This window comes from Streptomyces dangxiongensis, from assembly GCF_003675325.1.
Taxonomy (GTDB): domain Bacteria; phylum Actinomycetota; class Actinomycetes; order Streptomycetales; family Streptomycetaceae; genus Streptomyces; species Streptomyces dangxiongensis.
The window spans coordinates 6,578,406-6,600,105 of sequence record NZ_CP033073.1 but is presented as its reverse complement, the minus strand read 5'-3'; the positions used below and the strand labels follow the sequence as shown (position 1 = coordinate 6,600,105).

General features: G+C 74.9%; 15 protein-coding genes and 1 pseudogene. 7 read left to right on the top strand and 9 right to left on the bottom strand.

Annotated features, from left to right (window positions below):
* Nucleotides 1–23: 23 nt before the first annotated feature.
* The 4 genes and pseudogenes from D9753_RS29870 to D9753_RS29855 form a co-directional block, all read right to left on the bottom strand.
* Nucleotides 24–4,697: a hypothetical protein gene (locus D9753_RS29870; protein ID WP_121789834.1), complete on the bottom strand. Its 4,674-nt coding sequence runs from the start codon at nucleotides 4,695–4,697 to the stop codon at nucleotides 24–26.
* 40 nt (nucleotides 4,698–4,737) lie between these two features.
* Nucleotides 4,738–5,628: a hypothetical protein gene (locus D9753_RS29865; RefSeq protein WP_121789833.1), complete on the bottom strand. Its 891-nt coding sequence runs from the start codon at nucleotides 5,626–5,628 to the stop codon at nucleotides 4,738–4,740.
* Nucleotides 5,629–5,659: 31 nt separating this feature from the next.
* A pseudogene (locus tag D9753_RS29860) lies at nucleotides 5,660–7,190 on the bottom strand (hypothetical protein).
* Between the two features lie 331 nt (nucleotides 7,191–7,521).
* Nucleotides 7,522–8,229, bottom strand: coding sequence for a GntR family transcriptional regulator (locus D9753_RS29855; protein WP_121789832.1), 708 nt, complete (start codon nucleotides 8,227–8,229; stop codon nucleotides 7,522–7,524).
* 203 nt (nucleotides 8,230–8,432) lie between these two features.
* Here D9753_RS29855 and D9753_RS29850 point away from each other — a divergent pair, with 203 nt between their 5' ends.
* From D9753_RS29850 to D9753_RS29835, 4 genes are all read left to right on the top strand, one after another.
* Nucleotides 8,433–9,752, top strand: a complete 1,320-nt coding sequence (locus D9753_RS29850; protein ID WP_121789831.1) for an MFS transporter — start codon at nucleotides 8,433–8,435, stop codon at nucleotides 9,750–9,752.
* Nucleotides 9,753–9,906: 154 nt separating this feature from the next.
* Nucleotides 9,907–10,665 carry a LamB/YcsF family protein gene (locus D9753_RS29845; protein ID WP_121789830.1) on the top strand — a complete coding sequence of 253 codons (759 nt, stop codon included), beginning with the start codon at nucleotides 9,907–9,909 and terminating at the stop codon, nucleotides 10,663–10,665.
* Nucleotides 10,662–11,279, top strand: a complete 618-nt coding sequence (gene pxpB / locus D9753_RS29840; protein WP_121789829.1) for a 5-oxoprolinase subunit PxpB — start codon at nucleotides 10,662–10,664, stop codon at nucleotides 11,277–11,279. Before D9753_RS29845 ends, pxpB begins: the two co-directional genes overlap by 4 nt.
* A 30-nt stretch (nucleotides 11,280–11,309) precedes the next feature.
* Nucleotides 11,310–12,179 carry a 5-oxoprolinase subunit C family protein gene (locus D9753_RS29835; RefSeq protein WP_121789828.1) on the top strand — a complete coding sequence of 290 codons (870 nt, stop codon included), beginning with the start codon at nucleotides 11,310–11,312 and terminating at the stop codon, nucleotides 12,177–12,179.
* A 211-nt stretch (nucleotides 12,180–12,390) separates the two neighbouring features.
* On the opposite strand, the gene D9753_RS29830 is transcribed toward D9753_RS29835, so the two are convergent.
* From D9753_RS29830 to D9753_RS29815, 4 genes are all read right to left on the bottom strand, one after another.
* Nucleotides 12,391–13,569 carry a glycosyltransferase gene (locus tag D9753_RS29830; protein WP_121789827.1) on the bottom strand — a complete coding sequence of 393 codons (1,179 nt, stop codon included), beginning with the start codon at nucleotides 13,567–13,569 and terminating at the stop codon, nucleotides 12,391–12,393.
* Nucleotides 13,566–14,696 carry a glycosyltransferase family 4 protein gene (locus D9753_RS29825; protein ID WP_121789826.1) on the bottom strand — a complete coding sequence of 377 codons (1,131 nt, stop codon included), beginning with the start codon at nucleotides 14,694–14,696 and terminating at the stop codon, nucleotides 13,566–13,568. Before D9753_RS29825 ends, D9753_RS29830 begins: the two co-directional genes overlap by 4 nt.
* A 252-nt stretch (nucleotides 14,697–14,948) precedes the next feature.
* Nucleotides 14,949–16,367, bottom strand: a complete 1,419-nt coding sequence (locus D9753_RS29820) for a HEAT repeat domain-containing protein (protein WP_121789825.1) — start codon at nucleotides 16,365–16,367, stop codon at nucleotides 14,949–14,951.
* Between the two features lie 298 nt (nucleotides 16,368–16,665).
* Nucleotides 16,666–17,058 carry an ankyrin repeat domain-containing protein gene (locus D9753_RS29815; protein WP_121789824.1) on the bottom strand — a complete coding sequence of 131 codons (393 nt, stop codon included), beginning with the start codon at nucleotides 17,056–17,058 and terminating at the stop codon, nucleotides 16,666–16,668.
* A gap of 353 nt (nucleotides 17,059–17,411) precedes the next feature.
* Between D9753_RS29815 and D9753_RS29810 the strand changes: the two genes are divergently transcribed.
* Complete coding sequence (locus D9753_RS29810; RefSeq protein WP_121789823.1) at nucleotides 17,412–17,606, top strand: hypothetical protein; 195 nt, start codon at nucleotides 17,412–17,414, stop codon at nucleotides 17,604–17,606.
* 40 nt (nucleotides 17,607–17,646) lie between these two features.
* Nucleotides 17,647–19,296, top strand: a complete 1,650-nt coding sequence (locus tag D9753_RS29805) for a P-loop NTPase family protein (RefSeq protein ID WP_121789822.1) — start codon at nucleotides 17,647–17,649, stop codon at nucleotides 19,294–19,296.
* A gap of 157 nt (nucleotides 19,297–19,453) precedes the next feature.
* Here D9753_RS29805 and D9753_RS29800 read toward each other — a convergent pair whose 3' ends face one another.
* Nucleotides 19,454–20,962, bottom strand: coding sequence for an SCO1417 family MocR-like transcription factor (locus D9753_RS29800; RefSeq protein WP_121789821.1), 1,509 nt, complete (start codon nucleotides 20,960–20,962; stop codon nucleotides 19,454–19,456).
* A 159-nt stretch (nucleotides 20,963–21,121) separates the two neighbouring features.
* On the opposite strand from D9753_RS29800, the gene yczE reads away from it, so the two are divergent.
* The gene (gene yczE / locus D9753_RS29795; protein ID WP_121791353.1) at nucleotides 21,122–21,700 is read left to right on the top strand and encodes a membrane protein YczE; all 579 of its coding nucleotides are present in this window, start codon (nucleotides 21,122–21,124) and stop codon (nucleotides 21,698–21,700) included.

The window sequence follows — 21,700 nt, the reverse complement described above, 5'->3', positions numbered from 1 at the left end:
GCCACCACCCCGGCCTGCCGGGTTCAGCTCGTGGTCGGCGCCGGCTTCCTGAACATCCGGGTCGCCGTGATCTCGCTGTGCACCGTCTCTCCGGCCCGGGGCGGCTGGGGCAGTCCGGGCCGCAGGTGCTCCTCCACGCTGATGTACTTCAGGCCCGCCCGGAGGTCCGCGTCGTTGCGCAGGCGGATGACCAGCGGGAACTCGGCGAGGGCTGTCGTGTCGAACAGGCCTGTGGTGTACAGCAACTGCACGCCCAGCGCGTCGGAGACCGCGCGCTGGAGTTCCAGCAGGTACGTCGCGTTGGCGCGGCCGATCGGGTTGTCGAGGAACAGCGTGCCCGCGTGCCGGTGCTTGTCCCGGCCCCGGTCGTTGGAGCGCAGCGCGGCCATCGTGCAGTACAGGGCGATGGCGGCGGTGAGTAGCTGGCCGCCCGAGAAGACGTCGCCCATCTGGCCGACGGGGACGCGTTCGGCGCGCAGTACGGCGTCCGGCTTGAGGATCTCCACGGCCACGCCCCTGGGCTGGAGCGCCGCCGCCACTCCGCGCAGCAGCAGGGACACGCCGTCGCGGCGCAGGTCGGAGTTCTTCCTCACGGCCGCGCGCGTCGCCTCGTCGATGACCTCGCCGAGCCGCTCGGTGAGGACGGCCTGGTCCGGCTCCTCGAAGCGGATGCGCAGGAACTCCTGCCCGGACCACTCGCCGAGCCCCTCGGGCAGCCGGGAGAGCCGCTGGGCGGACCTCAGCGTCGCCAGGGCCGACTCCACGAGACCGCGCAGCCGGTCCACGATCGAGTCGCGGTTGCGCTCCAGTTGGGCCAGCTCGTCCGTCAGGACGCGCAGCCGGGGCGCGAAGGCGTCCGCCCACTTCTGGGCGTGCTCGGGCAGCGCGGCCGCGGGCAGCTCGCGGATCTGCTGCCGGGCGGGGGTGCGGACCTGTTCGTAGCGCGTGGAGTTGGCGTGCCGGACGAGGATGTCGCTCGCCTCGCGCACGGCCGACTCGGCGGCGGAGAGGTCGGCGGCGCAGCCGCGCAGCGAGCGGCGGGCCTCGGCGGCGGAGTGCCGGGCCTCCTCCAGCGTGCCGGGGTAGGGCTCCGGTTCCTGCTGTTCCTCCTCGGAGGTGTGTTCGCGCAGCAGGTCGCGGAGCATGGCGGCGATCTCGTCGAAGCCGCCGGCCGCGTCCTCGGCGGCGCGGTGGGACGCCAACAGTTCCGCGTGTGCCTCACGGGCCTCGGCCAGGGCCTCGGTGCGGGCGGTGAGTTCGGCCGTGGCCGTACGCAGCAGGGCCTGGGCGTGCTCGGCGTCGCGCGGGACGAGTTCCTCGGCCAGTCCGGTGTGCGTACCGCCGTCCTCGGGCGCGTACCGCTCGGCCTCGCCGCGCAGCCGGCCGAGCTGCTCGCTCGCGGTCGACACGCGGGTCTCCAGGAGCTGCACCAGCTCCTCCGCGCGCGCGACGGCAGCCTGCCGGGAGGGGCCGTCGGCACCGTCGGGTGACTGCAACAACTGCTCGGCGCGGGTGCGGACCTTGTTGCTGAGCCGGTCCAGTTCGGCGCGGGCGGCGCTCTCGTCGCTCTCCGCGCGGGCCTGTTCGGCGCGCAGGTCGGCGCCGACGCCGACCTTCTCGTAGACCTGGGAGGCGGCCCGGTAGGCCTCGCGCAGGGCGGGCAGGGACGCCTCGGGTGCGTCCGCGTCCTCGGCCGGTACGTCGTCGGGTGCGCCGGCGATCTCCGCGCGCTCGGCGCGCAGGGCGCGCGCGGTGCGGCGGGCGTCGTCGGCGGCGCGCTGGGCGGCGCGGCGGTCCTCGTCGGCGGACCGGGCCCGCTCCAGGCAGGTCTGGGCGCGGGCCTCGGACTCGGTGGCCTCGTCGGCGAGTTCACGCAGTCTCGCCTGCCAGCCGGCGCGCTCGCGGAGCCGGAAGGCGAGGCCGGCGAGGGCATCGGCGGCGCGGCGGGCCTTCTGGGCGGCCTCCTGCCGTTCGTCGCGGACCTGCGCGGCCTCGGCGGCGGCCTCGTCGGCCTCCGCGCGCACGGTCCGTGCCTCGGTGAGTCCGGCCTCGCTCTCCTCTGCGGTCGCGCGGGCTTCCTGGGCGGTCCGGGCCAGTTCGGTGAGGCGTCCGGCGGGGCAGCCGGCGCGCCAGGAGGCGAGCCGGGCGGCCAGTTCGCGGTCCTTGCCGAGCCGGGCGGCGAGGGTCCGGATCTCCTCGTCGCGCGCGGTGGCCCGGGCGCGCAGGGTCTGCCGTTCCTCGTCGGCGGCGTACTCGTCGTGCATGGCCGGGTTCGGCGGTACGAGGAAGACGTCGTCCGGGGCGGCGGCGGGGGTCGGGGCGAGGAGGGCGGCGGCGGTGCCGACGGCCACCGCGGAACGCGGCAGCAGGGCGGCGCCGTCCAGTGCCTCGCGGGCCCGCGCGTGCGTGTCGGGGTCGGTGATGATGACGCCGTCGACCAGCTCGGGTCGGGCGGCGAGCACCCGCGCGTGGTCGGCGGGGTCGACGGCCTGCGCGAGGTAGCGCCAGCCCGGCAGCGCGGGAATGCCGTGCTCACCGAGGAACTCCACGGTGGCCAGCACGTCGGGGCCGGGCGGCAGCAGTCCGCCGTCGCCGAGGGCGCCCAGGATGCGCGCGTCGTCGGCGGCGGCCGTACGCAGGTCGAACAGGTGCCGTTCGGCGCTCGACACGGCGTCGTCGAGGAGTGCGCGCAACTCGTCTGCGAAGCGGTCGAGTTCCACGGAGGTGAGCGGACCGTCACCGACGGCGCGGGGGCTGTCACCGACGGAGCGGGCGCTGCTGCCGGGGGCCGGGGTGGCGTCGTCGGGGCCCGTCCTGGGGCCCGGCACGCCCACGCGTGCCGTCCCCGGCGCGCCCGGCAGGCTCAGCAGTTCCGCGAGGCGTTCCTCGGCGGCCAGCGACTCGGCCAGGCGCCGCTCCGCCTCGTACGCCCGCTCGGCGGCGGTCGCCGCGTCGGCCGCGCGGGCGGCGGTCAGCTCCGCGCGGGACTCTGCGGCAGCCGCCTCGCGCGCGTGCTCGGTGGCCTTGCGGGCGGCCTCACGGGCCGTGTCCCAGGCGGCCACGGCGGTCTTCTCGGCGTCGCTGGCGGCGAGCGCGGCCCGCGCCGGATCGGCGTCCGGCGCGCTGTCGTCGAGCCAGCCGGCGCGGACCGCCTCGGCGGTCTCCTGCTCGACCTCGGCCAGCCGCTGGCGCAGGTGCCCGGTCTCGCTGCGGGCGCGCTGCGCCTCGGTGGCGGCGGCGGTGGAGTCCCGGTAGGCGCCGTCGCTGATCTCCTGGAGGGCGGCGGACCGCTCCTCCTCCTCGTTGGCGAGAGCCTCCGCGCTCGCGGCGGCCCCGTGCAGGGCGCGTACGAGGTCCACGGCGGCCCTGGCGCGGGCGGCGAGGGCGGGGGCCGCGTCCCGCTCGGCCTCCTGGATGGCGGCGGAGACGCGTGCGACGCGGTCGGCGGAGACGCGGTGGCGCAGCACGGCCTCGGCGGCCTGCCAGGCCGCGTGCAGGGTGCGGGCGTCGGCCAGCTCGCGTTTCTGCGCCGCCGCGGACTTCTCTGCGGCGGCGAGGGCCAGGGAGGCGTGCCGGTAGGCGAGTTCGGCGGCGATCAGGGCGCTGCGTTCGCGCGCGCCCTCGGAGTGCGTGACGGCGTACGCGGCGGCCGTGACCCGCTGGGCGAGGTCGGCGGCCCGGACCCGCTCGCGCACGGCCCGCGCGGACAGCCGCCGGGCCAGGGTGCGGGTACGGCGCTCGGCGCCGGTGTGGATGTCCCGGGCGCGTGAGCGTGCCTCGGCGGCCTCCACGATCCGGCCGAGCAGGTCGGCGGAGCCGGCGGTGAAGTCCCGTTCGGCGATCAGTTCGGCGCGCCGGCCGAGTTTGCTGCCGAAGCCGCTGACGAGGTCGGCGAGGCCGTCGGTGTCGCGGGTGTCGGTGACCGCGCGCAGCAGCAGGTCGGTGAAGTCGGAGTCCTTCTTGACCGCGAAGAGACCGGCCGCCTCGCCCTCGTCGGCGTTCATCTCACGCTGGTAGCGGAAGAGTTCGGGGTCGAGGCCGAGGTCGCCGAGGTGCTCGTTCCAGCGGTCGTGGATCTCCTCCCAGTGCGCCTCGAGGTGCGGGTAGGCCTTGCCGGCCTCCATGAGCGCGTCACGGAAACCCTTCATGGTGCGGCGGCGGCCCTGTGCGCCGGAGGTGCCCTCGACGGGCGGCCGTACGGCGGTGGACTCGGCGACGGGCAGGTTGTCCAGGCTCAGTCCGGGGCCGGGCCGGAAGGAGTACCAGGCCTCGGCGAACTTGCGCGGGTCGTTGGAGACCTGCCGGCCGCGCCACTCGCTGACCTTGCCGACGACGACGCACTCGCCGGTGAGCACGTGCTGCCATTCCAGGGCCACGTGGCCGCAGTCGTCGGCGAGGAGGAACTTGCGCAGCACCCCGGAGCTGGCGCCGCCGAGGGTGTTGCGGTGGCCCGGCAGCATCACGGAGAAGATCAGTTTGAGGAGTACGGACTTGCCGCCGCCGTTCTCCAGGAACAGCACGCCCGCGGGTGCCGGCCGGCGCGGCGGGCCGGACGGCTCCTCCTGGAAGAACTCCGCCTGCGTGGGCGCCGGGTCGGGCACGGGCTCGCCGACACCCCGCAGGTCAAGCACGGTGTCGGCGTAGCGCGCACCGGCGGGACCGATGGAGTAGAGGCGGACCCGGGACAGCTCGTACATGGCGGACTCTCGTCAGTCTTCTGGCAGTTCGGTGAGGTGGTCAGGGGTGCGAGGGCGCGTGGAACGGCAGACCGGCGTCGGCCACCAGGTCCAGGTCGTCGGTGTCCTCCGCGGGCAGCAGACTGGCCGTGCCGTCGGTCACCGGGACGACGCCCAGTTCGAGGAGTTCGGCCAGGGCGGCGCTGCCGGCCAGGTCGCGGACCTGGAGCTGGTAGCGGGCGGTGGTGCGGTAGGTGCCGCCGCTGTCGTCGCCGGTGCGCTGGAGGAAACCCGAGTCGGTGAGGAAGGCGAGGGCCTTCGCCACGATGCCGGTGGTGGAGGCGGCCGGCCGGCGGGCGTCCTTGGTGGCGCCGGTGGCGCTGCGTCTGGCCCAGATCCGCCAGGCGGCCTCCAGGCCGGGCGCGTCGGTCACCGGGTCGGTGTTCTCGCCCTGCTCCTCGGCCCGTTCCTCCAGGCGGCGGCAGGCCTGCCGGACGAAGGCGTCGACGCCGTTGACCGTGACACGGCCGATGTAGGCGTCGTCGGCGAGGTCCTCCGGGCGCGGGAACGCCAGTGCGGCGGCGGCGAGATGGGCGAGTCCGTGCAGGAAACGGTCGCCGGAGTCGGCGGTGGTGCGACGCGCGTAGTCACCCATGCGGACGGCGAAGACCGAGTCCTCGGCGGCCGTCACGGCCATCCCCGCGCGCGGGGACACCTCCAGGACGACGAGGCCCAGACCGGCGGCGACGGCGTCCGCGAGCCGCGCGAACGCCGGGTCGTCGCGGTAGCGGCGCAGCAGCTCGGTGTACTCCTGGTCGCGCGCGGGCTGGAGCCTGGGCTGGAGGCCGAAGGCGACGAGTCGCGCCGCGTCGGCGGCGTCGGCGGGCGTGACGGCGGCGTTCGCCGGCGGGTCGGCGGGCTCCGGCTCACTCCGGTCGGCGTGCTCGGTCACGGATTCAGCTCCTTGTCACGGTCGTGCTCACTCATGCCGCTTCCGTCCGGTCCGCGGCCATTCCGGCGGAGTCGAGCAGGGCGGTGCCGACGATGAGGTCCGCCCCGCCGAACTCGGGATCGTCCAGTTCGGTGCCGTCGTCCACGGCGAACAGCAGTTTCTGCTCGCCCTGCCGGTAAGCGGTGCCGACGGGCGGGCTGGCCGCGTGGACCGCCAGCAGCGCCACGAGGTAGGCGAGGTCCGGGTCACCGGTCCGGCGGGCCTCGGCCAGGAGTCCCGACAGCCTTCTGGGAGCGTCCGCCGGCAGGTCGAGCAGCTCCGTCGCCGCGGCGAGCTGCTCCTCGCTGAACCGGCTGTCGTCCGGGGTGGCGATCAGGTCGGGCTCGGGCATCTCGGCGCCCAGGTGCTCGCGCTCCACGGGCGGTGTCAGCAGGATGTCGACGAGGTCCGCGACCCGGACGGACACCGGCGTCCTGAGCCCCGTGCCGTGTGCGAAGAAGGCGTCCGTGACCCGGATCGCCTGCTCCAGCGGCAGCGGCAGGACGGGCGCGAGGAGATGGCCGTAGAGGTCCGTTCCGGAGGTCGCCGCCGGGGTGGCGAAGGCCTGCCGGTCCTGTTCGGCGCGGAACAGCGGGCCGGCCTCCAGGAGGCGCGCCTGGAGCTGGGTGTGGCGCCGGATGCAGTCCTTGACGATGTCGACCAGTTCGGCGGCGCGGCGCTTGTGCTCGGTGTCCTCGGTCTCGTCGCGGGCCTTGCGGATGTTGGTGAGGATGGCGTTCTCGTGGCGGTAGCGCTCGGTCACGTGGTCGAGGGCCTCGGCGATCATGTCGGGGACGGCGTTGAGCCAGTCGACCGCGCGGACGTTGCGCCGGGTGGCGTCCAGGGCCCGGCGGAGCGTCTCGGAGTACTGCACCGTGCGGTAGCGGGCCTGTTCGGCGGCGAGCTGGGCGTCGGCGAGCCGACCGCGGTTGATCAGCACCTCCAGCTTGACCTCGGCGGCGATCTGGGCGCTGGTGACGTCGGTGTCGAGCGCGCCGACGAGGACGTTGACCGCCTCGTCGGTGGTCCGCAGGTAGACCGTGCCGCCGGGGCCGGGGACCTCCTCGATCAGCTTGAAGTCGTAGTCACGGCGGACGTACGTGCCGTCGGGCGCGAAGGTGCCGTACACCGCGCGGAAGCCGCGGTCCACGCTGCCGACGTTGATCAGGTTCTCCAGGACCCAGCGGGCCACCCGTTCGTGCTCGCCGGGGTCCCGCCGCGGGGCCTGGGCGGCGATGCGCGGGACGAGCCGGGCGACGATCTGCTCGTGGTCGGCGCCGGTGTCGAAGTCCATGTTCAGCGTGACGAGGTCGATGGCGGACAGCGCCACCTCGGCCATGCCGTACACCGAGTACTCGCCGGCCAGGTTGGCCTTGCGGGCGTCGAGGTCGTGCAGCGGCGCGGTGCAGGCGAGCGCGCGCAGCCGACGCGCCAGCCCCCTCGTCGGCGGCCGGGCCCGTAGCCGGGCGCGGCCCCGCGCTGAGCTGGGGCGGAACACGGTCCGTCGGTGCAGGCGAAGTCACGGTGCACAGACTAGGTCCTCGGTCTGACATCGACCCAAACGACGCAGATGCCACGACCGTCACGGAGGCTCGACATGGCCTCGGAGGAGGCCCGACCCGGCCGCCACGGCAGTGCGGAACCGCCGCCGCGGGCGGCTCGCGGAGGGGGGAGAGACGCTGCGAAGGAAGGGGCGGGAGGGAGGGAGAGAGTGGACGGGCTGGGCAGGCGGGCCCTCGGGAGGGGGCGGGCGGGGCCGGAAGGGCCCTCGGGAAGGGACAGCCGAGGCCGGAAAGGGCGCTCGGTGAGAGACGGCCGGGCTCGGGAAGGGACGGGCGGGGTCGGGGAGGGGGCTCAGAAGGTTCGCGTGCCGTCCTCGCCCACCCGCCGCCGGTACACCTCGACGACCCGGTCCAAGGAGTCCGCCAGGTAGGTCGACAGCAGCCGTCCCGCCCCGCTCGGGTCCCCGGCCTCCAGGGTGCGCAGGATCCGGCGGTTGCGGGTGAGGTACGGCTCGTGCAGCCGGTGCGGATCGTCCACGACGTGGAAGGCCAGCCGCAGTTCGGCGAAGACGCTGCGCATCAGCTCGTCGGTGCGCTCGCTGCCGGCCAGGGCGACCAGCTCCCGGTGGAAGTGGATGTTGGCCGTACCCACCGCTTTCCAGTCGCCCCCGACGGCCGCCCGCTCGCCCTCGGCGACCGCCTCGGCCAGCCCGTGGAGCGGGTACGGCGGCTCGCCCAGACTGCGGACGACGGCGCACTCGACGAGGGAGCGCGTGCGGTAGATGTCCTCGACGTCCTCGACGGTCAGGACCCGGACGAACACGCCCCGGTTCAGCTCGTGGACGAGCAGACGCTCGTGCGTGAGCAGCCGGAACGCCTCGCGCAGGGTGTTGCGGGAGACCCCGAGCGCCCCGCCGATGCTGTCCTCCGACAACCGCGTGCCGGGCGGGAAGTACCCGTCGGCTATGCGGCTCCTGAGGATGTCCGCGACCCGCTCCGCCGTACTCGTACGTCCCAGGAGGGCACGGTCGTCGGCCAGTCCCGCTAGCTGCTCTGCCATGCCGGGATTCAATCGCAGGCACGGGAACGAAACAACGTGGGTATTGAAGGATCGTTGAACGATCCTCTACGGTGCTGGCCTGGCACGGCTCTCGTACGACGCGACCGCCGCACCGCTCCCGGACCTCTCCCGCGCGCCATCGCACCGCCACCGCACCGCACCGCTCACCTCCCGCACCCTCCGTCCCCCTCTGCGAGGTGCCCATGAGCACGACCCCACCGCCCCGGTCCGTGTCCCCCTCCGGCATGCGCCCGGAAACCGAAGGCGCCGCCGATGACGGCGCGCTCGGCTGGCTGCGCGCCCTCGGCCCGGGCGGCCGGCGCGCGTTCGCCGGAGCGTTCGGCGGCTACGCACTGGATTCGTACGACTACTTCACCCTGCCGCTGAGCATGGTGGCGCTCTCCGCCTACTTCGGTCTGAGCAGCGGCCAGACCGGTCTGTTGACCACCGTGACCCTCGTGGCCTCGGCGGTCGGCGGCGCCGCGGCGGGTGTGATCGCGGACCGGGTGGGCCGGGTCCGGGCCCTGATGATCACCGTGCTCACCTATGCGGTCTTCACGGTCGCCTGCGGCTTCGCGCCCACCTACGAGACGCTGCTGGCCTTCCGTGCCCTCCAGGGCCTCGGTTTCGGCGGCGAATGGGCGGTCGGGGCCATCCTGGTCGCCGAGTACGCGGGCGGGCGCCACCGGGGCCGTACGCTCGGCGCGGTCCAGAGTTCCTGGGCGGTCGGCTGGGCGCTGGCCGCGGTCGTCTACACGCTGGTGTTCTCCTCCGCCGGTGACGACCTGGCCTGGCGGATCATGTTCTGGACCGGAGCGCTGCCCGCACTGTTCGTGGTGTGGCTGCGCCGCCGGGTGCACGACGCCCCCACGGCGAGGGCGGCGCGCGAGCAGGACCCGGGGCGCGGCTCCTTCGCGGCGATCTTCCGGCCGGCCCGGGACGGCGCACCGGGTCTGCTGCGCACCACGGTCTTCGCGAGTCTGCTGTCCACGGGCGTGCAGGGCGGCTACTACACGCTGGCGACCTGGGTGCCGACGTACCTGAAGTCCGAGCGCGGCCTGTCGGTCGTCGGCACCGGCGGCTACCTGGCCTTCCTCATCTCGGGCGCGTTCCTCGGCTACCTGACCGGCGGCCACCTCACCGACCGGCTCGGCCGGCGCGCCAACATCTGGCTGTTCGCGCTGCTGTCGGCGCTGTGCATCCTGGTGTACGCGAACATCCCGCAGGGCGCCGGCACCCTGCTGCTGGTGCTCGGCTTCCCGCTCGGCTTCTGCATGTCGGCCATCTTCAGCGGCTTCGGCTCCTACCTGAGCGAGCTGTACCCGACGGCGGTGCGCGGCACCGGGCAGGGCTTCACGTACAACACGGGCCGCGCGGTGGGCGCGGTGTTCCCCACCCTGGTCGGCTTCCTCGCGGACAGTTGGGGTGTGGGCGGCGCGCTGGTCTTCGGCGCGATCGGTTACGGCCTGGCGGCGCTGGCGCTGCTCGGGCTGCCGGAGACGCGCGGGAAGGAGCTGGCCTGATGCGGGTGAACGGTGGCGGGGACCGCCCGGTCACCACGCAAGCGCCGGGCCGGCCGGTCGTGGCCCGCGCCCGCGACGGGCAGTACCGCCCGGCCGGTGCCGACCGAGGCCGCCGGGCGACAACCCCCTGAGAACCGGAAGGCACGAGAACACCATGACCGTGATCGACCTGAACGCCGACCTCGGCGAGGGCTTCGGCCGCTGGCGACTGACCGACGACGAGGAGCTGCTGTCCGTCGTCACCAGCGCCAACGTGGCCTGTGGCTTCCACGCCGGGGACCCGGCCACCATGCGCCGGGTGTGCGAACTCGCCGCCGCGCGCGGGGTGACGATCGGCGCGCAGGTCTCCTACCGGGACCTCGCCGGGTTCGGGCGGCGCGCGATGGACGTGCCGCCCGCCGAGCTGGCGGCCGAGGTGGCCTACCAGATCGGCGCCCTGGAGGTGTTCGCGCGGGCGGCGGGAGCGCGCGTGGCGTACGTCAAACCGCACGGCGCGCTCTACAACCGGGTCGTGCACGACCAGGAGCAGGCCGGCGCGGTCGTCGAGGGTGTGCTCCTCGCCGACGCGGCGCTGCCGGTGCTGGGCCTGCCCGGCTCGCGGCTGCTGCAACTGGCCGCGCGAGCGGGGCTGCCGGCCGTCACGGAGGCGTTCGCGGACCGCGCCTACACCGACGAGGGCACTCTCGTGCCGCGCGGCCGGGACGGTGCCGTGGTGACCGATCCGGAGGCCGTCGTGGAGCGCTCGGTGGGCCTCGCGTGCTCCGGCGCGGTCACCGCGCACTCCGGCACGCGCATCCAGGTGCGGGCCAGGTCGCTGTGCCTGCACGGTGACACGCCCGGCGCGGTGGAGCTGGCCCGTCGGGTGTGCGAGCGGCTGGTGGCGGCGGGTGTGCGGCTGGAGGCGTTCGCATGAGGACGCTCCCCGTCGGCGACGACGCCCTGCTGGTGGAGGTGGCTTGCGGGGAGGAGGCGCAGGCCCTGCACGCGGAGCTGCTGCGGTGCCGCGAGGAGGGCGCGCTCACCGTCCGCGAGATCGTCCCGGCGGCCCGTACGGTCCTGCTGGACGGGCTGGCCGACCGGGCCCGCTGGGCGGCCGAGCTGGCGACCCGCGATGTGCCCGCGGCGGCGCCACGCGCGCGCGAGCTGGTCGAACTGCCCGTGCGCTACGACGGCCCGGACCTCGCGGAGGTCGCCGCGCACTGGCAGGTGCCCGAGCGGGAGGTGGCCCGTGTCCACGCGGACACGGAGTTCACCGTGGCGTTCTGCGGGTTCGCCCCCGGATTCGGCTATCTCACCGGGCTTCCGGCCCGCTGCCACGTCCCGCGCCGCACGACCCCGCGCACGGCGGTCCCGGCCGGTGCCGTGGCGCTGGCCGGGCCGTACACGGGCGTGTACCCGCGCTCCTCGCCGGGTGGCTGGCAGCTGATCGGCACGACGGACGCGGTCCTGTGGGACCCCGACCGGGTACCGGCCGCGCTGCTGGCGCCGGGGACGCGGGTGCGGTTCGTTCCGGTGGAGGGACCGTGACCGGGGCGCGCCGCGCGTGCGGGAGGGCGTATGAGTGACCGTGCGCTGCTGGTCGTGCGTGCCGGGGCGCTGACCACCGTGCAGGACCGTGGGCGGCCGGGGTACGCGCACCTCGGTGTGCCGCGTTCCGGGGTGCTCGACCCCCCGGCGGCGGCGCTCGTGAACCGGCTCGTCGGCAACCCGCCGGACGCCGCCGTCCTGGAGACCACCCTCGACGGCTGTGTCCTGCGTCCCCGTGCCACGGTGACCGTCGCGGTCGGCGGCGCGCCCTGTCCGGTGTCGGTGGGCGGCCGGCCTGCGGCGTGGGGCGCCCCGGTCGTCGTGCCGGCCGGGGCGCTGCTGGAGGTGGGCGCGGCCACGGCAGGAGTGCGCGGTTACGTCGCGGTCGACGGGGGCATCGCCGTCGAGCCGGTGCTCGGAAGCAGGGCCACCGACCTGCTGTCCGGCCTGGGCCCGGCCCCGCTCGCGGACGGCATGACGCTGCCGCTGGGCGTCCCGGCCGGTCCTCCCGCGCGCGTGGACGGCGTTCCGCAGCCGTGTCCGCCGGCCGAACTCGTGCTGCGCGTGACGCCGGGACCGCGCGAGGACTGGTTCACGGCGCGGGCGGTCCGGGATCTCACCACGCGCGCGTACCGCGTCTCGGCGGCGAGCAACCGCATCGGCCTGCGCACCGAGGGACCCTCGCTGGAGCGGGCCCGGACCGGGGAGCTGCCGAGCGAGGGCCTGGTCCTCGGCGCGGTCCAGGTACCGCCGGACGGGCGCCCGGTGGTCTTCCTCGCGGACCATCCGACCACGGGGGGCTACCCGGTGATCGCCGTGGTCCGCGCCGCCGACCTCCCGGCCGCCGCCCAGGCACTGCCGGGCATCCCGGTCCGCTTCGTACCGGTCCGCCGCCGCTGACCCCGGCGCGCCGGCGGACCCGTGCCCTCGCAGGCGGGGCGCCACGGGTTCCGGCTCTCCGCAGCCGGGACGCGCGTGCCGGTACGCCACCGGTGCCGCCCGGCACGGTACCGGGGGCCCGCGGCAGGGCCGTGCGGTTGCCCGGCACCCATGTGGCCCGGCCCCGTACCGGAAGGCCCGGGACAGGGCCCTTGGGTCACCGGTGTCCGGGTCAGGCCACGCCGCCCGGCAGGGTGGGACGGGGTGCGGCACCGTGGAGGATCTCGGCGTCGTGGGCGGCCAGGAACGCCCGTACGGCCGCTGCCCAGCCGAAGCGCTCCGCACGCGCGCGTGCCGCGTCCCGGCGCTCGGGCTCACCGCGTTCCAGAAGCAGTTCCACGGCGTCCGCGAACGCCTCCCCGCCGCCGGCCGCGACGGTCCCCGCGGACCCGATGACCTCGGGCAGCGCGGAGGACGCGCTCGCGACGACGGGCGTACCGCACGCCATGGCCTCCAGAGCCGCGAGACCGAACGTCTCGGCGGGCCCGGGCGCGAGGCAGATGTCGGCGGACGCCTGGAGCGCGCCGAGGAGGGCCCGGTCGGAGACGTGCCCGAGGAAGGTCACCGGCAGCCCGCGCTGCCGGGCGCGCTGCTCCAACCGGGCCCGCAGCGGTCCGTCCCCGGCCACCACGAGCACCGCGCGCCGCCCGCGCCGCCGCAGCAGCGCTTCCAAGGCGTCCAGGGCCGTACCGGGCCGCTTCTCCACGGACAGCCGGGAGCACATCAGGAACAGTGCCTCGTCACCGCGGGCGTGCCGTGCGCGCAGTCCCGGGTGGCGCAGCCCGGGATGCCGTTCCCTCAGGTCGACGCCGAGGGGAGCGCGTACGACGTTGCGCGCGCCGATGCGTACGAACTCGCGCTCGGCGTACTCCGTCGTGCACACCACCCGTGAGTAGACGTGCGCGGTCCGGGTGTTGAGGCCGTCGGCGGCGCGCCGGGCGACGGTCCCGGGCAGGCCCCAGGTACGCAGCACGCCGTCGGCGGTCTCGTGGGAGACCATCGCGGCGGGGACACGCGCGCGGCGGGCCCAACGGCCGGTCCAGCGCAGCGTGGTCCGGTCGGAGACCTCCAGCCGGTCCGGGACCAGTTCCTCCAGTACGGCGGCCACGCGCCGTCTGTCGACGAGGACGCGGTAGCCGCCGGTGCCGGGCAGCAGCGGGCCGGGCAGGGTGATGACCCGGCCCTGCTCGGTGTCGCGGTCGGTGTGCCGGTCGCCGGGCACGATCAGGACCGGTTCGTGGCCGGCGGCCCGGAAGCCCTTGCCCAGTTCCCTGAGGGCTGTGCGCAGGCCACCGGATGCCGGGGTGACGAAGTTGGCGAGCCGGACGATGCGCAGGGGCCGGCCGGTCATGCCGCCACCGCCGTCTTCCGGGCCGCGAGTACGTCGTCGTAGTGGGCGATGAGCCGGTCGCCGACTGCGGCCCAGGTGCGGCCCTCGACCGTCGCGCGGGCCGCGGCGCCGTACGCGGCCCGCCGCCCGGGATCGTCTGCCAGGGCGCCGACGGCCTCCTGGACGGCACGGGCGTCGCGCGGCGGGACGAGCAGGCCGGTGCGGCCGTGGGCGACCAGGTCGAGCGGGCCGCCAGCGGCGGGCGCGACGACCGGGACACCGCTGGCCATGGCCTCCTGGACGGTCTGGCAGAACGTCTCCAGGGGGCCGGTGTGCACGAACACGTCCAGCGAGGCGAAGATCCGGGCGAGATCGTCTCCGGTGCGGCGGCCGAGGAAGACGGCGCCGGGCAGGGCCTCGGTCAGGTGCGGCCGGCTGGGTCCGTCGCCGACCACCACGAGCCGCACGCCCGCCAGCGCGCAGACCCCGGCGAGGAGTTCGAGGTGCTTCTCGGGGGCGAGCCGGCCGACGTAGCCGACGATCGGTTCACCGTCCGGGGCGAGGGAGCGGCGCAGCGCCTCGTCCCGATGCTGTGGCCGGAAACGTACGGTGTCCACGCCGCGCGGCCACAGCCGCACCCGGGGTACGCCGTGCGCCTTCAGGTCGGTCAGGGCGGCGCTGGAGGGGGCCAGGGTGCGGTCGGCGGCGGCGTGCACGGCGCGCAGCCGCCGCCAGGCGGCGGCCTCTCCCACGCCCATGTAGGTGCGGGCGTAGCCGGCCAGGTCGGTCTGGTAGACGGCGACGGCGGGCACGCCGAGCCGGGCGGCGGCGGCCATGCCGCGGGCGCCGAGGACGAAGGGGCCGGCGAGATGGACCACGTCGGGGCGGTGTGCGACGAGGGTCGCGGTCAGGCGTCGGCTGGGCAGGGCGACGCGTACCTGGGGGTAGCCGGGCAGCGGCAGGGAGGGCACCCGGACGACCGGGCAGGGAGCGTCCGCGTCCGCGGCGGCGCCGGGTGCGGCGGGAGCGGGGGCGACGACGAGCGGATGGTGACCGCGTTCCACGAGGTGCCGGGCGGTCTGGAGCGCGCAGTGGGCGACCCCGTTCACATCGGGGGGAAAGGATTCGGTCACGATGACGACATGCATACGGGTGTTGTCGCCGCGCTGGGCGTGCCCGCGTCAACTAGGATCTGTCGGCGCGGGGAACGTCCCGTGAGCGTTCGCCCGCGGGCGCCCGCACACCGGTGCGGGAGGTGCGGGCCGGTGCGGACCGGACGGCCGTCATGACCGCCTGACCCGCGGGTCACCCGGTGTCCGTACGACGGACGGCCGCCCGCCCGGGCAAGGAGCGGGGGAAGCGTCGACGAGGGCGCGGGCTCAGCCGGCGCGCCCGGGACCTCAGCCGAGCGTCGCGTCGGGGCCGAAGCGGCTGCGGACCGCTGTCTGCACCTCCGCTTCCTCGGCCGGATCGGCGGCCAGGCGGCGCAGTCGCTCGACGACACGGGCGTCACCGGTCTCGGCGTGCCGGGCGGCGAGTTCGCGGGTGGTCTCCTCGCAGTCCCACAGACATTCGACGGCGAAGCCGGTGGCGAAGGAGGGGTCGGTGGCGGCCAGCGCGCGGGCGGCCCGGCCGCGGAGGTGGGAGGAGGCCGTCTCGCGGTAGACGTGGCGCAGCACGGGCGCCGCGCAGGCGATGCCGAGGCGTCCGGCGCCGTCGACGAGGGTCCACAGGGTGGGTGCGTCCGGGCCCTCGCCGCGTACGGCCTCGCGGAGGGCGCCGAGGACGAGGTCGCTGTCCCGGGCGGCCCCGCGGCAGGCGAGCACGCGGCCGGCGGCGGCACCGAGCGCGTCGGGACGCTGGGCCCAGCGGCGCGCGCGGTCGACGGCGGCGACACTGCGCATCCGTTCGAAGGCGTCGACGGCGGCCTCCACGACGGCCGGCGTGCCGTCGGCGACCGCGGCCTCGATCAGGTCGAGGGCGCCGGGATCGTTGCCGTCGGCGAGGTAGCGCAGTGCGGTGCAGCGGGCTCCGTCGATGCCGTCACGCGCGGCCCGGAGGATCTCGGGCCGGTCCTCGGGGCCGGCCACGGCGACCAGACAGCGGGCGGCGGGCACGTACAGGGCGGCGCCGCGCTCCATGCCCTGCTGGGCCCACTCGAAGACGGCGCGGACGCTCCACCCCGGGCGGGGCCCGGTGGGGCGCAGTTGGCGTTGCCAGCGGTCGAAACAGCCGGTTTCCTGCGCGGCACGCACGCGCGTGGCGATCGAGGGCCGCGGATCCTCGGCCCACAGCCGCCAGGGCCGGGGCTCGAAGGCGTCGCGCACGGCGGCGGCCAGCTCGGCCTCGCCCTCGGGATCGGTGGCGAAGCGGGCCAGGACGGGGGCGGCGAGGGCACGCAGGCCCGCGTCGTCGTCCCGCAGGGCCAGCTCGTCCAGCGCCCAGGCCCAGTTGGACCCCTGGGCGGCATACCTGCGCAGCAGTTCGAGGGCGTCGCGTCGGCCGTAGGAGGCGAGGTGGCCGAGGACGGCCAGGGCGAGGCCGGTACGGGACTCGTCGGTGTCGAGGACGTCCTGCGCGCCGAAGAGGTGCGCCTCCATGGCGTCCAGCTCGCCGTTCAGGTCGAGGTGGAGGCGGGCGTAGTACAGGGAGCGGTTCTCAAGCTGCCAGTCGTGGCGGGGATCGCGCAGCACACAGTGGTCGAGGGCCGCGAGCGCTTCGGCCCGCGGGGCGGTGAGCGCGTGCAGCGTGCCGTCGCCACGGCCGCGCTGGAGCAGCCCGAGCAGCGTACCGCTGGGCGCTATGACCGGATCGAACATGGGAAACAGCCTCACATCAAGCGTCGACGCAACCGGGAACCACGCATTACCTGGCCGCGTGACACAACGTCGGAGTGCCCGCCGTCTCTTGCTCGCTGTAGACCATCTCTCTGCCTCTCGTCGGTGGCCCATGCGGACCGCATCACGGCCCGCGCGGTGCGGCATCACCTGCCCGGCCATCGCGTCCGTGAATCACGTCGTCATGATGACCCGCGGTGTGTCCTGCCGCGACCGTATTTCCGGCGGCCTGTTACCGCCTCCCCCGTTTTGCGTGTCGTATCTGGTCGGGACGTCGTCGTCAGCTGACGCCGAACAGCTCCAGAAGCTCCGTCTTGCGGAACATCCGGGCCGTGTCGACGGCCGACGGCGTTCCCGCGGCGGGGTCGGCCCCGCCCTCCAGCAGGGCCTTGATCACGGCCGTCTCCCCCTTGAAGACGGCTCCGGCGAGCGGGGTCTGGCCCCGGTCGTTGATCTGGTCCGCCGCCGCGCCGCGGGTGAGCAGCGCGCGGACCGCGTCGGCGTGGCCGTGGTAGGCGGCGAGCATCACCAGGGAGTCGCCGCGGTCGTTGGTGAGGTTGGCAGGGACGCCCGCGTCGACGTACTCGACGAGCGCCTCGGTCTGCCCCTGCCGCGCCAGATCGAAGATCTTGGTCGCCAGCTCCACGACCTCGGGGTCGGGGGCTTCACTCATCGGCCGGACCGCCTCTCCTTGCGTATGCGGGACTGCTCGGGGACTGCTCAGGGGCCGCCCGGCGCCCGCTTCGGGACCGAGCGAGCGTACGGCAGCGAGCGGAGCGCGGCCGTACGAGTGAATCGCCAGCGTACTGGCTCCTGCGGCACATGACCCGATGTGCCCGAGGTAAAGATCGCCAACAGCGCCCGCCGGAGGCGACCGGCCTGGTCAAAGGGGCTGGGACAGCTCTGCCATGTGGGGGAAATCAGCCGCATTTCACCCAGTTGCACCTTTAATCGTATGGATACATCCTGTGATCCTGGAACAACTCATGGTGACTGCACCCCACCCTCGACACCAGGAGGCCCGAAATGATCCTTTCCCTGTCAGGCGTGTTCCTGCTCGGCACCATCGTCTTCCTCTTCTTCCGCAAGGACGGACTGAAGGGCTCGCACGCCGCGGTCACGGCGCTGTTCGGCTTCTACCTGTCGAGCACGGCCATCGCCCCCAGCATCAAGGCCGGCGGCGAGAGCCTGGCAAGCCTCCTCGGCGGCATCAAGTTCTGACCCCGCCCCTCACGCCCGCACGCACGATCAGGAGACAGCAGTGGCCCGGCGCCCTCTCCCCCGCATTCTGAGCAAAGACAGCGCGCAGATCGCCCGGACGCAGATCGCCCGGAGCCGGGAGCTGGCCCGGACGGCGGCCGACAGCGCCACCGACGTCCTCCACCCGCTGATCACCGTCTCGCGTGGACTGCGCCGGCTGGCCTCGGCCGGGCGGCGCAGGTGGGTGGACACCCCCAAGGACAGACGCGGGCCGCTGCTGTTCCTGGTGGCCTCCCTGGTCCTGGTCGTGGCCCTGGTGCCGTACGGGCCGCTGCTGACCGTCATCACCGTGATGGCGGCGGCGGCCTGGCAGGGCCGCGACCGCACCCCGTCGGCATCCGACGGGCCCGACGAGTCCCAGTCCGAACGGCTCCAGGCGCTGTACGAGGCCCTGGTGCCGTACTTCTCCGGCCCCGAGGACCCGGCGCCGCTGTACGCGCACGGCGGGGGATGGGAGAACGCCTTCACGGACCACGAGTTCGATGACTCCGGCCGCGTCGGTCATCTCGTGATCCGCTACCCCGCCTACTTCCCGGACGGCGAGCCGGTGGCCCGCGCGCGGATCGAACACCTGCTCACCGCGAAGGCCGGCCGGGGCCGTGAGTACCACTTCGCGTGGGACGAGGAGGGCAACCGGCTCACCGTGACCGTGCTCGCCCCGCTGCCCGCCGACGTCCCGGCCCAGCGGTTCGTCACGGCGCCGGGAGAGACCGTCCTCGGCTTCACCGACCCGAGCGAGGTCCAGCGCACGCTCCCGCTCTCGTACGGCGAGGAACGGATCGACGTCCCGCCCATCGTCTGGCGCACCGGCATCCGCTCGACCGAGCCGCACCTGCTGGCCATGGGCCATCCCGGCAGCGGCACCTCCACGCTGCTGCGCTCCATCGCCCTCCAGGCCCTGGAGTACGGCGACGTACTGATCGTCGACGGCGGCGGCACCGGCGAGTACGCGTGCCTGACCGGCCGGGACGGCGTACTCGCGGTGGAGTGCGCCCTCGCCGGGGCACTGGCCAGCCTGGAGTGGGCCGCGCAGGAGACCGAGCGGCGGCTCATCGCGATCAACCTGGCCCGGCAGGCGGGCGAGCCGCCGCCCGAGGACACCCGGCGCCCGCTGTGGATCCTGCTGGACCGGCCGGGGGTCTTCGCCCACCTCGCGGGGGCGCAGGGCCGCAAGGACCCGCAGGTCCTGCTCCAGGTGCCGTTGCGGCACGGCCGCGCGGCGAACGTCACCGTGGTCGTCGCCGAGCAGTTCGAGAGCGGGGAGGCGCTGAGCGAGGCGGTACGGCAGCACACACGCGCGCGTGTGGTGCTCGGGGCCGCGGCTCCGCAGCAGGTGGAGATGGTGCTCGGCGTGCCCCCGCACACCACTCCGCTCGTACACATGCCCCCCGGGCGGGGGTACGCCCGGCTGGGGTCCGGTCCGGTGCACCGGCTCCAGGTCCCGCGGACACCGGATCCCTACGACGACGCCACGAGCGACGCCGACCGGCAGGCGGTGCTGGCACTGCTGCCGACGCGGAGCACACCCGCGGACGCGGAGGACCCGGTGCCGGTGGACATGACGAAGCCGACGGAGCCGACGCGACCGGCGCAGTCGGCGGTCGAGCGGACACCGCTGACCGCGGAGGCCGTGGGCGCCGAGACCGCCTAGATGTGCTGTCCGGGAAGCCGCGGCGCACGGGCGACCCCACGGGGACGCGGACACCAGCGCACGGGCGACCCCCACGGGGCGCGGAGCAGCACGCGGGTGCCCCCCGCAGGGACGCGGACAGCAGCACGCGGGCGACGCGCGCCCGTCACGCGCCCCCCTACGCCACCAGCGTCCGCGGTGACTCCCCCGCTCCCGTCGCGCCCGACTCCACCAGCCGGGCCGCGGCGGCGAGCCGGGAAGCCGCCTCGTCCGCCACCGCTCCCCCGACGGTGAACGGAAGCCGGACGTAGCCCTCGAACGCGCCGTCGACGCCGAAGCGGGGGCCGGAGGGGACGCGGACGCCGGTGCGTTCGCCCGCTTCGGCGAGGCGGGAGCCGGAGAGGCCGCCGGCGCGTACCCAGAGGGTCAGGCCACCGCGCGGCACCTCGAACTCCCAACTGGGCAGTTCCCGGCGGACCGCGGCCACCAGGGCGTCCCGGTTCTCGCGGGCCTGGGCGCGGCGCAGGTCGACCGCCTGCTCCCAGCCCCCGGTGCTGAACAGCCAGTTCACGGCTAGCTGCTCCACCACCGGCGTGCCCAGGTCGGCGTACGCGCGGGCGGCGACCAGGCTGCGGATGACGTCCGGCGCCGCCCGCACCCAGCCGATGCGCATGCCCGCCCAGAACGCCTTGCTGGCCGAGCCGACCGTGATCACCGTGGAGCCGGCCGGGTCGAAGGCGCACACCGGCCGGGGCATGCCGCCGGCCCGGAACTCCTCGTCGAGCCACAGCTCGGTCATCGTCTCGTCGGCGACGAGGACCGTGCCGGCCGAGCGGGCCGCGTCCACCAGCCGGCGCCGCTGGTCCTCGTCGGCGAGCGCCCCGGTGGGGTTGTGGAAGTCGGCGACGACATAGGCGATGCGGGGTGCGGCCTCGCGCAGGACCTGGCGCCAGCGGTCCATGTCCCAGCCGGAGAGTCCCTCGGCCATCGCGACGGGGACGAGCCGGGCGCCCGTCTCCCGCATGAGCTGGAGGATGTTGGCGTAGGACGGGGACTCCACCGCGATGCGCTCGCCGCGGCCCGCGAAGAGATGGCAGATGGCGTCCATGGCGCCCATCGCGCCGGTCGTCACCATGATCTGCTCGGGCATGGTGGGGATGCCGCTCGCGGTGTACCGCTCGGCGATCATCGAGCGCAGGGCGGGCAGACCGGCCGGGTAGTCGCCGTGTGTGTGGGCGTACGGCGGCAGTTCCTCCAGGGCGCCCCGCACGGCCCGGGTGAGCCACGGCTCGGGCGCCGGGAGCGAGGCGCAGCCCAGGTCGATCATCGAGCCGAGGGCCTCCGGGGGCAGCGGTTCCAGGCCCCGGGCGGGGACCGGGTTGCCGGCCGGTACGGCGGTCCAGCTCCCGGCTCCGCGCCGGGACTCCAGGAAGCCCTCGCCGCGCAGCGCCTCGTAGGCCGCGGCGACGGTCGTGCGGCTCACGGAGAGGGACAGGGCGAGTTCGCGTTCGGCGGGGAGGCGGGCGGCCACCGGGACGCGGCCCTCGAGCACCAGCAGCCGGATGCCGTCGGCGAGGGCACGATAGGCGGGGGGACGGCGGGTGCCGGGGCCGGCCGGGCGGTCCTGTTGGGAATTGAGGAGCCTGGCGAGTTGTGCGGCTCCCACCGCCGAGGTCCACTGCGCCATGAAGATCAGTCCACCTTCCCCGGATTGGCCATGGATGGCGTTCCATCCCAAGCCACAGAGTGGCATGCGTCAGTCCAGTTCCACTACCCAGGGGGGTATGTCGTGTCCGCTCCCGGCCGCCATGTCGGACGACGGTTGATCCAGCTCTACACCGGGCTCATGCTCTACGGCGCGAGTTCCGCGCTGCTGGTGGCGGCGGGCCTGGGTCTGGAGCCCTGGAACGTGCTGCACCAGGGGCTCGCGGAGCTGACCGGGCTGAGCATCGGGGCGGTGTCGATCATCGTGGGCGCGGCGGTGCTGCTGCTGTGGATCCCGCTGCGCCAGCGGCCCGGGCTCGGCACGGTCTCCAACGTCTTCGTGGTCGGCCTCGCCATGGACGGCACGCTCGCGCTCGTCCCGGACGTGCGTTCCCTCGCCGTACGCGTCCCGCTGATGCTGGCGGGGATCGCGCTGAACGGCGTGGCGACCGGTCTGTACATCGCGGCGAGTTTCGGGCCCGGCCCGCGCGACGGGCTGATGACGGGTCTGCACCGGCGCACCGGCCGGTCGGTCCGGCTGATGCGGACGGCGGTGGAGGTGACGGTGGTGGTCACCGGTTTCGTCCTGGGCGGCACCATCGGCGTGGGCACCCTGCTGTACGCCGTGGCGATCGGCCCGCTGGTCCAGCGGTTCCTGCGGGTGTTCGCCGTGCCGGCGGCACCGGCCGGCAGGGCGGTGGTCGCCACGGCGACACCGTAG